Source organism: Synechococcus sp. MIT S9220 (genome assembly GCF_014304815.1).
Taxonomy (GTDB): domain Bacteria; phylum Cyanobacteriota; class Cyanobacteriia; order PCC-6307; family Cyanobiaceae; genus Synechococcus_C.
The window spans coordinates 836,928-849,622 of sequence record NZ_CP047958.1 but is presented as its reverse complement, the minus strand read 5'-3'; the positions used below and the strand labels follow the sequence as shown (position 1 = coordinate 849,622).

At 59.0% G+C, this 12,695-nt stretch carries 11 protein-coding genes and 1 pseudogene; 8 read left to right on the top strand and 4 right to left on the bottom strand.

Translation table 11 applies throughout. The features are described from left to right. The first annotated feature begins 10 nt into the window (after positions 1-10). The gene (locus SynMITS9220_RS04445) at positions 11-487 is read left to right on the top strand and encodes a hypothetical protein (RefSeq protein ID WP_186991025.1); all 477 of its coding nucleotides are present in this window, start codon (positions 11-13) and stop codon (positions 485-487) included. A 16-nt stretch (positions 488-503) separates the two neighbouring features. After that, positions 504-884: a signal protein gene (locus SynMITS9220_RS04440; RefSeq protein WP_186991023.1), complete on the top strand. Its 381-nt coding sequence runs from the start codon at positions 504-506 to the stop codon at positions 882-884. A gap of 16 nt (positions 885-900) precedes the next feature. On the opposite strand, the gene SynMITS9220_RS04435 is transcribed toward SynMITS9220_RS04440, so the two are convergent. Together SynMITS9220_RS04435 and SynMITS9220_RS04430 are read right to left on the bottom strand one after the other, a co-directional pair. Next, a complete protein-coding gene (locus SynMITS9220_RS04435; protein ID WP_186991869.1) occupies positions 901-1,761 on the bottom strand; it encodes a carbohydrate ABC transporter permease in 861 nt (286 codons plus the stop codon). Between the two features lie 4 nt (positions 1,762-1,765). Beyond that, positions 1,766-3,388: a 2-isopropylmalate synthase gene (locus tag SynMITS9220_RS04430; protein WP_186991021.1), complete on the bottom strand. Its 1,623-nt coding sequence runs from the start codon at positions 3,386-3,388 to the stop codon at positions 1,766-1,768. 129 nt (positions 3,389-3,517) lie between these two features. Here SynMITS9220_RS04430 and SynMITS9220_RS04425 point away from each other — a divergent pair, with 129 nt between their 5' ends. Further along, a complete protein-coding gene (locus tag SynMITS9220_RS04425; protein WP_186991019.1) occupies positions 3,518-5,086 on the top strand; it encodes a glycoside hydrolase family 57 protein in 1,569 nt (522 codons plus the stop codon). Here the strand turns inward: SynMITS9220_RS04425 and crtL are convergent. Beyond that, entirely contained in the window at positions 5,076-6,320 is a 1,245-nt protein-coding gene (gene crtL / locus SynMITS9220_RS04420; protein WP_186991017.1) for a lycopene beta cyclase, read from the bottom strand. The genes SynMITS9220_RS04425 and crtL overlap by 11 nt on opposite strands. 2 nt (positions 6,321-6,322) lie before the next feature. Next, positions 6,323-8,956 (bottom strand): DNA gyrase subunit A, encoded by a 2,634-nt coding sequence (gene gyrA, locus SynMITS9220_RS04415; protein ID WP_186991015.1) that lies wholly within the window; start codon positions 8,954-8,956, stop codon positions 6,323-6,325. A gap of 139 nt (positions 8,957-9,095) precedes the next feature. Here gyrA and SynMITS9220_RS04410 point away from each other — a divergent pair, with 139 nt between their 5' ends. From SynMITS9220_RS04410 to rsmD, 5 genes and pseudogenes are all read left to right on the top strand, one after another. Beyond that, positions 9,096-9,695 (top strand): CAAD domain-containing protein, encoded by a 600-nt coding sequence (locus SynMITS9220_RS04410; RefSeq protein WP_186991013.1) that lies wholly within the window; start codon positions 9,096-9,098, stop codon positions 9,693-9,695. Positions 9,696-9,759: 64 nt separating this feature from the next. Beyond that, positions 9,760-10,923 carry a GuaB3 family IMP dehydrogenase-related protein gene (locus SynMITS9220_RS04405; protein ID WP_186991012.1) on the top strand — a complete coding sequence of 388 codons (1,164 nt, stop codon included), beginning with the start codon at positions 9,760-9,762 and terminating at the stop codon, positions 10,921-10,923. Positions 10,924-11,139: 216 nt separating this feature from the next. Next, entirely contained in the window at positions 11,140-11,463 is a 324-nt protein-coding gene (gene trxA, locus SynMITS9220_RS04400; protein WP_066909933.1) for a thioredoxin, read from the top strand. 29 nt (positions 11,464-11,492) lie between these two features. Beyond that, positions 11,493-12,155, top strand: coding sequence for an imidazole glycerol phosphate synthase subunit HisH (gene hisH, locus SynMITS9220_RS04395; RefSeq protein WP_255483275.1), 663 nt, complete (start codon positions 11,493-11,495; stop codon positions 12,153-12,155). Continuing rightward, positions 12,113-12,691, top strand: a pseudogene (rsmD, locus tag SynMITS9220_RS04390) (16S rRNA (guanine(966)-N(2))-methyltransferase RsmD); the annotation flags it as partial. The gene hisH and the pseudogene rsmD, both read left to right, overlap by 43 nt. Positions 12,692-12,695 lie beyond the last annotated feature (4 nt).

Sequence of the window (12,695 nt, the reverse complement as noted above, 5' to 3'; positions counted from 1 at the left end):
TTTGAAGACCATGAGGACCATCCGTTTCACGACTGCTCTGCTCGGCCTCAGTGTTGGCCTGATCAGCCTTGAAGCCGGCTTATCAGCGGCACAGGCTGGTTGCAACTTCCTTCCCCCTGTCGGAGGCAATGGCAGCAGCAACATCGTTAAAAAACGGGTCAGCAGAGAGAAGCTGATCGGCCGGACCAACTGGAACACTGACTTTGCCGTCAATGCTCCTTACAGCAGCTTCAAGCTTTTCTTCACAGCCGACTCCACAGCCAGCGGAACTTATCCCGTGGAAGCATTCCTGAAATTCACTGACGGCAGCAATCTGCGCGTGGTGAAGGAATCCATGACTCCACCAATCGGCACAGGCAAGCAGTTCGGACCATTCACAGTTCCCCAAGGGAAACAGGTCAACCAGGTGAACTTCAAGATCGGTGCAGGCAGCGATCCCAACTCAACGGGATTCAGCTACCGCATTTCCGTTCAGGGCTGCAACTGAGCCATCCCAGAGAGCAATGCGCGATCGGCTCTGGATCATCATCCCCGCAGCTGGATTTCCATTCCTGCTGGTGCTGTTCATTGTTCTCTGGCAGTCTCTGCAACAACAAAATCGCACCGTTCAGGATCTGGTGAAGCAGCTCGAGGAACTCGAACGTGTCGAGCTGCGTGACAGAGAAGGAAACCGCGAGCTGATTGAACAGCAGCTTGGTGTTCTGCAGACTCGACAACAAACGCTGCAGAGACAGATCAGAAATCTGGAGAGCTGGCAGCGTGCTTCAGGTGATCGGGAGCGGGCCCTCTGGAACAGGCTCCAGGCACCGTTCCCAGCCAATCCGGATGTCGACCTTCCAGACAACCGGGACATGGAGCAACCAGCACCACCCGAACAGCCCTGATCTCAACAGGAAAGCATCAGCCCTTGACGGCATCGCCGCTGGCGCTGGGGAGAATGAAGCGCTGCAAAAGGATGAACAGCAGCAGCACGGGAAGGATTGAAACCACGGATCCTGCGGCCACAATTCTCCAATCAAGGGAAAAACTGCTGGCCAGCTGCTGCAGACCCAACGGCAGTGTGAACAGCTGAGGATCATCCAGGATCACAAGTGGCCAGAGGAAATCGCTCCAGGTTCCGATGAACACAAACATGGCCAAGGTGATCAGATCAGCTCGCGCAGCTGGGATCATCACGTTCCACCACTCGCCGAGCTTGCCGCAGCCATCCATGCGGGCGGCTTCCTCCAGCTCAGCTGGAACCCCGAGAAAGCTCTGACGGAGTAGGTACAAGCCGAAGGCGGTTGCGGCCTGCGGAATCACGAGGGCCATCAGGGTGTTGCGCAAACCCAGCTGCACCATCAGCAGATAAAGGGGGATCATCACCACCTGAAACGGGATCAGGATGGTGGCGACAACAAGCCCCAGCACCAATCCACGCCCTGTGAAGCGCATGCGCGCCAGGGGATAAGCAGCCAGGGAGCAAAACAGCAGATTGGCCACCACAGCCAACAGGCTGACCACGGTGCTGTTGAAGAGATAACGCCCAAGAGGGTTGTCTCGAAACAGCCTTCCATAGGCGTCAAGACTGGGTTGCGAGGGCAGCAGGGCAGGGGGGCTGGTGAAAATATCCTCCGCAGGACCCTTCAGTGACGTGCTGACCAACCACAGAAGGGGCACAAGCACGAACAGTGCCAGCAGAATCAGCATCAGAAGCTGGAGCAAAGCCCCGGCACGAAGCCCAGCTTTGCTAGCTGGGTCTCGGGTGACGGAGGACTGCATCAGATCAGAGGGTGGGGCGGGCATCCAGAGGAGCGGTGTCCCTCTGGGGATGCAAGGCCGGTTGTGCAGACCCAGCAACCAGACGATTCAGAGCATTAACGAAGGCCTGAGCCGCAGCCACAACCACGTCCGTATCGGCGGAATGGCCTGAATACAACTCACCATCGCGGCGCAGCCTGATGGTCACCTCACCGATGGCATCAATGCCTTCAGTCACAGATTTCACGGAGAACTCCACCAGTTCGTTGGGCACACCGGCCAGACCGTTGAGTGCTTGGCACACGGCATCGACTGGACCAGTGCCGATGGATGCCATGGTCTGCTCCTTGCCATCCTCATCCGCCAAGGTGACCGTGGCGGTAGGGCTGAGGCTGCTGCCGCAACTCACCTGCACCAGCTTCAGCTGATAGCGAGCCTCCGGCTGCTGAACCTGCTCACTGACAATGGCTTCAAGGTCACGATCGGTGATTTCGCGCTTGCGATCGGCAAGGTCCTTGAAGCGAGCGAAGGCATCATCGAGATCCTCACGGCTGAGGTCGTAGCCCAACTCTTCCAGACGCGCTCGAACCGCACTGCGACCACTGAGCTTGCCAAGGGAAATGCGGTTATCACTGAGCCCGACCGTGCGGGCGTCGACAATTTCGTAAGTCAGCCGGTTCTTGAGAACACCGTCCTGGTGGATCCCCGATTCATGGGCAAAAGCGTTCGCGCCCACGATCGCCTTGTTGGGCTGCACCACCATGCCGGTGAGATTGGAAACCAGACGTGAGGTTTTGGTGATCTCCTCAGTGCGCACCGCCGTGAGTGGAGTCGGTGAGTCCGCATCTCGGCCAAAGAAGGGATTGAAATAACGGCGGCGCACATGCAACGCCATGACCAGTTCCTCAAGAGCAGCATTACCGGCTCGCTCACCAATGCCATTGATCGTGCATTCGAGCTGTCGCGCACCGTTCTTGACAGCCTCCAGAAAGTTGGCGACGGCAAGACCAAGATCGTTGTGTCCATGAACGGACAACACCGCCTCGCCCATGTTGGGAACATGACGATCAATGCCCGCGATCAGCTCTCCGAACTCAGTTGGAGTGGTGTAACCGACCGTGTCAGGAATATTGATGGTGGTGGCGCCGGCAGCGATCGCTGCCTCAATGACTTCGTAAAGAAATTCAGGGTCACTGCGTCCTGCGTCTTCGCAGGAGAACTCAACGTCATCGACCAGGGAATGGGCGTAAGCCACCATGTCCGGGACGATGGCCAGCACCTCCTTACGACTTTTGCGCAGCTTGTGCTCAAGGTGAATATCGCTGGTTGCGATGAACGTGTGAATCCGTCTCCGTGGTGCCGGAGCCACCGCTTCCGCGCAGGCCTTGATGTCGCCTTTCGACGCCCGCGACAGCCCGCAGATCACTGGCCCGTGTTCTCCACCGACCTGCTGGGCAATGCGCTGGACAGCTGCGAAGTCCCCAGGGCTCGCAAAGGGAAAACCCGCTTCAATCACATCGACGCCCAGTCTGGCCAGCTGCTGCGCGATCGCCAGTTTCTCCTCCAGGTTGAGACTGGCACCCGGTGATTGTTCACCATCCCTGAGGGTGGTGTCGAAGATCAAAACGCGGCCTGGGTCGTGGGCCATGGCAAAAGCCTCGACGCGATTTAGTCGGAATGACTATGGGTAAGCCCACTCTAAGCGAGTCAGCCAGTGGCAATCTTGTAGAACCCGCCCGGAATCCCGGTACATTCACACGATTGATGGGACGGAAAAGTGGCCAACGGGGCACTGGCTCTTGTTCTGCACGCCCATCTGCCGTTCGTCCGGGGCGCAGAAGCTCACTCGCTTGAAGAGGACTGGTTCTTCCAGGCTCTGATCGAGTGCTATCTGCCCCTGCTGGAGACGCTCGAGCGAGCTGCTGCCGATCCGAAGCAGAGCCCACAGCTGACCATGGGGCTGTCGCCGACCCTGCTGTCACTCCTCGCGGATCCCACTCTCAGACAGCGTTTTCCCGCCTGGATTCAAGCGCGACTCAACCTGTTGCAGCATGCCCCGGCTGACCGACGAGCAGCAGCGGAGCATCTAACCAGCAGCTTCCAGCGCCACCTCGCAGCCTGGCATCGCTGTGATGGCAACCTGATTCCGCGCTTCTCAGAACTCCAGCGCCAGGGCGTTCTCGATCTGCTCACCTGTGGTGCGACCCATGGGTATTTACCTCTGCTGAGAGAGCACCCAGAGGTTGTGCGTGCTCAGTTGCGAACTGCCGTTAGAGAGCACCACAGATTGCTGGGAGAAAGGCCTCTTGGCATCTGGCTGCCCGAATGCGCTTACTACGAAGGACTGGATCGCTGGATGCGCGATGCAGGACTGCGCTACGCCGTTCTCGATGGCCACGGACTTCTGCATGCCCAACCCCGCCCGCGTTATGGGGTGTATGCGCCGATTGTGAGCCGTCAGGGAGTGGCCTTCTTCGGTCGCGACAGTGATGCCACTCTTCCAGTCTGGTCAGCAAAGGATGGCTATCCAGGCGATCCCTGGTATCGGGAATTTCACCGAGATCTGGGTTGGGATTTGCCAGCAGAACAGATTGAAGCCATGGGTCTGCCAGCCCAGCGTCCGTTGGGACTGAAATTGCACCGCGTCAGCGATCCTGCAGGCGGCCTGGATGGCAAGCAGCCCTATCAGCCCGAACGGGCTCTAGCGCGCACCCGTGACCATGCCCAGCATTTTCTGGAGGGCCGTCGGCGGCAGCTCGACAAGCTCAGCGACGGGATGGCCATCGAACCTCTGCTCGTTGCTCCCTTTGATGCCGAGCTTTTCGGCCACTGGTGGTTTGAAGGTCCAGGGTTTTTGGCCGAACTGTTTCGACAGGCACCAGTACAGAACATCCGATTCACCAGCCTGCGTGGTGTGCTGAACGCTCAACCGAATCTTCAGATGTGCGATCCCTGCCCCTCCAGCTGGGGTAGGGGTGGCTTTCACGATTATTGGCTCAACGAGACCAACGCCTGGATCATTCCTGAATGGAGCCGAGCAGGTCGAGTCATGGTGGATCGCTGCAGCCGCGGTGTTGGCAGCGAACTGGATCTTCGTCTATTGCATCAGGCCGGGCGGGAACTGCTGCTAGCTCAGTCTTCGGACTGGAGTTTCATTCTCAGGGCAGGCACCACAACGGAACTGGCCCGAGAGCGCATTGAGCGTCACCTCGAACGCTTCTGGCGCTTGATCGCCGCAATCGAGCGACGGGAGCAACTACCGGAGGGATGGCTGGAAGAGCTGGAGGAGGAAGACGCACTCTTCCCCTTGATTCAGCCGGCTGACTGGAGCCGCATTAACGCCTGAAGGCTGGAGCCTGCCGCTGCGCGGCTCCCAGCACAAGACCTCGCCTGAGTTCCCACGGGGACAGGGCAAACAGTCGCAACATCACGCCCATCAGGCGTGGCAGCGGCAGGGTGTTGGTCAGAAAGCCGAACCAGTCTTCTCTTGCCAGGGAGAAAAAAGTGGAGAAATGGGTCCGAAGCAGCCTTTCGTTGAATCCCATCAAACGACCGAGCCCGAATTGATAGAGCTGATGGCGCAGCACCAGCTCCATTGGCCAGAGCGCCTGCCAGCCTCGCCGGGCAAGATCGACTGATCCAAGCGACGGGTCGGCCAGAGCGGCCGCCAGAGCTTCAGCCAGCCCTGGAGCACGACGCAACAGCGAGCCCACCATGTAGCCCGATGCCGGATGCACCATGCTCGCCGCACCACCAAAGGCCAGCACCGGCTGGCTACGATCGGGCAGCGGCAGATTCATGGGAAACAGGCAGAACTCCTCATGGATCACCTCGGTGATCTGAACTCCCCGACGATCAAGTCGTTGTTGCAGCCGCCGCTTGAGCAGGTCGTAAGGAACGCCGGGTGCCAAGGCGAGCGAGGTTTCCTCCACAAAAAACACCCCATCGCCCAGATCCATTGCATAGAGAAATGTGGGTGGTTCGAGGCGCTGCTCGCCGCTGAGGTGATCACAGCGATAGTCCATCAACACAAAGCGGCCCGGTTCAATCGGCGGCATAGAGAAACGACCCACCACGCCATAGGCCGCTTGACCCGCCACCGGCCCCTGATCAGGACGGCGAATGTGTGGCGTACGCGAGCCGGAGGCATCGATCACCAAACGCGCTTGCATCGTTTCGCCGGATGAACAAGTCACCGTGGTAATCGCAGGGCCAGCCTCTACCCCTTCAGCACTGCCCTGATGCCAAGTCACCCCTTGAGCCCGATCGAGCCAATAGCGCTGCAGGGCAGCCCGATCGAACAAGCCGTAGTCGATCCCGTGAGCATGGCTCTGATCCTGAGCCGTTGTGCCGCCTTCACCGAAATAACTGACCGTGTCGCTCCAGCGATGCTCAATCAGATCCTCAAGGTCGAGGACTTTCAACTCATCGACCCAGATTCCGTAGGTGTTGGGCCATGCTGCATCCACGGGCTCGAGAGCAATGCCCTCCACAGCAACTCCGCGCTGGTGAAGCTCGGAAGCAATGCAGAGGGCGGCTGGACCGCCGCCAATCACCAGCACATCAGCGCAGCGAGCCAAGGTCAGCTATCCGCAGGCGCACTCTCAGCATTGACCTCGCCAGCCTCACTGGAATCAGAGTCGGCTGAGGCGTCATCAAGCTCATGCGACTCGGCTTCCGGTGGAACCAACACGACCTTGAGGAGGTGATCACCCTTGTCGAGCTTCTGAAGGCGAACGCCCGTGGCTGCTCGTGATTGCTGAGGAATGGCATCAGCACTGGTTCTGACGATCACCCCTTTTTCACTCACCAGCAGTAACTCTTCACCGGCTCCAAGAACACTCAGACCCACCAGCTGATCAGCATCGGTGCGGAATTTCATGGCCCTAAGACCCATTCCAGCTCGCTTCTGCAGACGGAATTGCGTCACCGGCACTCTCTTGCCAAGGCCCGCTGCCGAGGCCACGAGGACCCAGGGACCCTCACTGGCTGGGGTGCCTTCGTCATCACCGTCGTCGGAGCTTGCAGCGATCTGATCGGCCAGCTCCACAGGCAGCACATCCATGCTCACCAGTTCATCTCCTGAGCGCAGATTCATCGAGCGAACACCACGGGCGGTGCGGCCCAGAGGGCGCAGTTCATCGTCGCTGAGGCGGAAATGAATGGTCATTCCAGCTTTCGAGCCGATGAGCACGCTGTCTCCGGGCACGGAGAGCCGTACCCAGGTGAGCGCATCACCATCCTCAAGACCGATGGCGATCAGACCGTTGGAGCGGATGTTGCTGAACGCCGACAGCCGGGTTCGTTTGATGAATCCCCCCTGGGTCAGCATCAACAGATCGGTGTCGTCATTGAACTCAGACACCGCCAGCAGAGAAGTGATCGCCTCCTCCCTGGGAATGGGCAGCAACTGCACCACAGGTGTTCCCTTGGCCGTTCGGCTGCACTGAGGCACGCGATACGCCGGCAGGGCATACGACACACCTCGGTCGCTGAACAACAACAGGGTGTCGTGGTCGTTGCAGCCGATGAACAGCTTCACCGCATCTTCACCCTGGCTTCTGGTGCCGGCCTTACCGCGGGTACCGCGACTGGTGGCTTCAAATTCACTCACCGGCATCCGCTTGAGATAACCCGTTTCGGTCACCAGCACGACTGACCGCTCGTTCGCGATCAAATCGATGTCTTCGAGGCCGCCACCAAGGTCGAGAATCTCCGTGCGACGCGGCACGGCATGACGCTCGTTGAGCTGATGGAGTTCGTCCTTGATCAGACCGAAGACCCGCTCACGACGACCGAGAATGTCTTTGTAATCGGCGATCTTGGCGACCAGATCCTCATGCTCTAAGCGAATCTTGTCGGCTTCAAGCGCAGTGAGTCTCCGCAGCTGCATTTGCAGGATCGCGTCCGCCTGAACATCGCTCAAACCATGACGGTCCTGCAGCTGCTGACGCGCTGTGGCGGTGTCGGGGGCAGCCCTGATCAGGGCGATGATCGGATCGAGCTGGTCGAGGGCCAGCAGCAGACCCAGCAGGATGTGATCACGTTCCTCTGCCTTTCGCAGCAAGTAACGCGTACGGCGCTCGATCGTCTCGACCCTGAAGTCGAGGAACACCTCGAGCATCTTGCGCAGGGTGAGCAGGATTGGCTCACCGTTCACAAGGGCGAGCATGTAAGCGCTGAAATTGCTCTGCAGAGGCGTGAGCTTGTAGAGGTTGTTCAGCACCACCTGCGGATAAGCATCGCGGCGAAGCTCCACAACGATGCGCATGCCGTCGCGATCGCTTTCATCACGGATATCGGAAATCCCCTCCAGTTTCTTGTCGTTGACCATCTCGGCGATGCGCTCAATCAGCGCTGCTTTGTTGGTCTGATAAGGGAGTTCGGTAATGATCACGGCATCGCGATCAGGACGGCCGGGTACCTCGAGTGTTTCGATCCCGGCCACGCCGCGCATCGTCACCGAGCCGCGACCACTGAGATAGGTCTCCTTGATTCCAGTGCGACCCAGGATCTGGCCTCCGGTCGGAAAATCCGGGCCTGGGATCAGGGCCATCAGCTCGGGATCGCCGATCTCAGGGTTCTCGATCAGGGCCAGAAGACCAGCGATCAGCTCTCCCAGGTTATGAGGAGGGATATTGGTCGCCATGCCCACGGCGATTCCTGCCGAGCCGTTGAGCAGCAGCTGAGGGATCCGTGATGGCAGAACCGTGGGCTCTTGCTGCGAACCGTCGAAGTTGTCAATGAAATCGACGGTCTCCGCCTCGATGTCTTCGAGCAGGGAGTCGGTGGTGAGTGCCTGCAACCGCGATTCGGTGTATCGCATGGCGGCTGGCGGATCATTGTCCACCGAGCCGAAATTGCCATGCCCGTCGATCAAGGGCATCGACATGGAGAAGCTCTGGGCCATCCGCACCAGTGCGTCGTAGACGGCTGTATCCCCGTGGGGGTGATATTTGCCGAGCACTTCACCCACCACACGCGCGCACTTGCGGTAAGGACGGTCGCTGGTGAGACCCAGCTCATACATCGCATAGAGAATCCTGCGATGGACAGGTTTGAGACCATCACGGGCGTCAGGCAGAGCTCTGCCGACGATCACGCTCATCGCGTACTCGAGGTACGAGCGCGACATTTCGTTGCGCAGGTCCGTCTGGATGATCCGATCGTCGGAATCGCCGGGACCGCCGCTGCCGGGCCCCACTGAATCCGCCATACAAGACCTGTAGATCGCTTACTAGTTTATCGCGGATGTGCGATCGGATGACACCAGGTGCGTCACCTTTTGCTGTCTGTGTGGGATCAATCACGGATCAGGCCCTTACCCTTTGGCCTCGCCACATGGACTGAAGTTGATGTCGTCCGACAAGCCCTCCGAAAAGCAAGCTCCTGCCGAATCCATCAATCCGGATCTTTCAGCTCAGGGCGACATCACGGACCGAGGAGTCGAGCAGGAGCCCATCCCAGCTGTTGAGACAACTGCTGTTGAGGCAACTGCTGCTGAGGCAACTGCTGCTGAGACACCAGTGGCTCCAGAACCGGCCGAACAACCCGTCACAGCGCCAGCCTCACCGTCGATCGCAGAACGCATCAGCGTTCCAGCTCAGGCATCTGCAGACAGCAGCGAAGAAGACGGCGGCGAATGGGATCTGCTGTCCAACCGCATCAAGCAGTTCTTTGAGGCCAACAACCTTCAAGATCAATGGCAGAGCCTCCGCCAGCCTCTCTTTCTGCTCGGCGGACTGATTGTCGTCATCTTGACGATGAGGATCTATGGAGGAATCCTCGACGCCATCGCCACGGTTCCACTGGCTCCTCGACTGTTTCAGCTGGTCGGCACCTTTTATGCCGTCTGGTTTGCAGCCACTCGCTTGATCCGCGCAGAAGAGCGGAAAAAGATTTCGGCAAACGTGAATGATCTCTGGACCAGCTTGCGCGGGGGCTCAAAGTCCTGACCCGAAGCATCACGAAGCGCGAAGCATCAATTGGTAGCTTGATCCGACTCTGTTAGCTCCTGCGGTGGACATTCAGCTCGGACGCTCCAAGGTTGTACGCCGGGCCTATGGCATCGATGAAATCGCACTGGTGCCTGGCGGCAAAACCGTGGATCCGGAGGTGACCAACACCAGCTGGTCGATCGGAGGAATCGAACGAGAGATCCCCATCATCGCCAGCGCCATGGATGGCGTCGTGGATGTGGAGATGGCCGTCAATCTCTCCAGATTGGGAGCGCTTGGTGTGATCAACCTGGAGGGAGTCCAGACCCGTTACGAAGACCCGAACAGCGTTCTCGATCGCATTGCATCCGTCGGCAAGGACGAGTTCGTTCCTCTGATGCAGGAGATCTACAGCCAGCCGGTGCAGGAGTCCTTGATCCGCAAGCGCATCCAGGCCATCAAGGCCCAGGGTGGTATCGCCGCTGTCAGCGGAACCCCGGTCGCAGCCCTGCGCTTCGGGAAAGCGATCGCCGAGGCAGGGGCCGATCTCTTTTTTGTGCAGGCCACTGTGGTGTCAACGAATCACATCGGACCGGAGGGCCAGGAGACACTCGACCTTGAAGCCCTTTGTCGAGACCTGGGAGTTCCCGTCGTGATTGGCAATTGCGTGACTTACGACGTCGCTCTTCAGCTGATGCGCGCCGGAGCCGCTGCCGTGATGGTTGGAATCGGCCCTGGAGCGGCCTGCACCTCTCGAGGTGTGCTGGGTGTTGGCATCCCACAGGCCACGGCAGTGGCGGACTGCGCCGCGGCCCGCGAGGACTACCAGAAAGAAAGCAATCGCTACGTTCCCATCGTCGCCGACGGCGGCATTGTGACGGGCGGAGACATCTGCAAATGCATCGCCTGTGGAGCTGATGCCGTGATGATCGGCTCACCGATCGCCCGCGCAGAGGAAGCCCCTGGCCGTGGTTTTCACTGGGGAATGGCCACACCGAGTCCGGTACTACCCCGCGGCACCCGGATCAACGTCGGAAGCACAGGAAGCCTGGAACGCATTCTTCGTGGGCCGGCAAAACTGGATGACGGAACCCACAACCTGCTGGGCTGCCTGAAGACCTCCATGGGAACCCTCGGAGCACGCACCATCAAAGAGATGCAGCTAGTTGAAGTGGTCGTGGCTCCATCGCTGCTCACCGAGGGCAAGGTGTACCAGAAAGCCCAGCACCTCGGCATGGGCAAATAAACGCTTGTCTCGCACCGAGACAAGCGTGATGCTGCTGAGACGTGGGTAAAATCAACCCGTGCGAGCCTTGGCTCACACACTCCTCACACCCCCTGGCCCGACGCGTTCGGGCTTTCTGTCTTTCGTTCATCCATCACAGTTCAGGCGAAGAGCTGGTGAATTGAGCAGCAACCTCAGAAACGGTTGCTAAATTTCGCCCAATTCGACCGATCCTGAATGTCCAGCGCTGCCGCTGTCACCGACGCCTCCTTCGAACAGGACGTCCTTCAGAGCGACGTCCCCGTGCTGGTCGATTTCTGGGCCCCCTGGTGTGGCCCATGTCGCATGGTGGCTCCAATTGTTGATGAAATTGCCAAGGAATTCGAAGGCAAGATCAAGGTGTTCAAGCTCAACACCGATGAAAATCCCAACGTCGCCAGCCAGTTCGGCATTCGCAGCATTCCGACTCTGATGGTGTTCAAGGGCGGTCAGAAAGTCGACACCGTGGTTGGAGCCGTCCCCAAGGCAACTCTCTCTGGCACGATTGCCAAGTACCTCTGAGGCCACCACTGACCTCGTCAGCTGACCACATCCTTGATCACTCATCCAAGTCGGTCCAGAGGATCGGCTTGATCGACTACGGGATGGGAAATCTCCATTCCGTTCAGACGAGTTTCCATCGATTGGGCCAACCTTTGGTTGAGGTACGGAATCCTCAGGATCTTGAGTGTTGTGATGCGCTAATTCTTCCGGGAGTCGGAGCTTTCGATCCGGCAATGGACAAGCTTCATTCCTCCGGACTCGTGCAACATCTGCGCAGCTGGCACAACAGCATGCGCCCCCTACTCGGAATTTGCCTGGGCCTGCAGCTTCTGTTCGAAGGCAGCGATGAGGGCAGCGCCGAAGGCTTAGGACTCTTCGAGGGCTGCGTTCAACGCCTCCCGGATCGACAGGGCGAACGGATTCCTCACATGGGCTGGGGTCAACTGAAACCTCAACAGTCCTGCCCACTGCTGCCAGAGGGCAACGAGCAACCCTGGGTGTATTTCGTGCACTCGTATGCAGCGGTCCCCAACCAGACGGCTGATCTGGCGGCCACCGTGACCTTCGGGCAGGGGGAAGCCACGGCGATGGTCTGGAAGCACCGCACTGGAGCATGCCAGTTTCACCCTGAGAAATCAGCGAAAGCCGGCGCTCAGTTGCTGAAGCAATGGATCGGATGGCTTCAGTCCGGCGCTCAGTTGCCCCAGTGAAAGGTGGTCAGCTGCGCTTGATTGGTGGGCGTCGACTGCGTAGCCCTCAAGGTCAGGAAACTCGGCCGACGACGTCGCGCGTGCGTGAAGCCCTGATGAACATATTGAGTTCCGAGATCAGAGGTTGCCACTGGCTTGACCTCTGCAGCGGCAGTGGAGTGATGGGCTGTGAGGCGCTGATGAGAGGTGCATCCCACGTGGTTGCGGTGGAGAAGGATGCGCGCACTGCAGCGATCTGTCGAGAGAATCTCGAACTGGTGGCCTCCATCGATGCCGTTGATGCATCGGTGGACGTGATCAAGACAGATTTGCTCAGCTGGCTGAAGCAAGGTTGCTCTGAAAGAGAACTCAGATTCTCAATCGTTTATTTCGATCCGCCCTATGCCTCAAGGCTGTACAAACCAGTCCTGGAAATGCTCGAGCGCGGTCATTGGGTGAGACACCGAGGTCTCGTGGTCTGTGAGTACGCCACGAAAGAGGTCATAGAGGTTCCCTCAGGTTGGAGAGAGGTCGACCGACGTCGTTACGGAACCAGCAGCT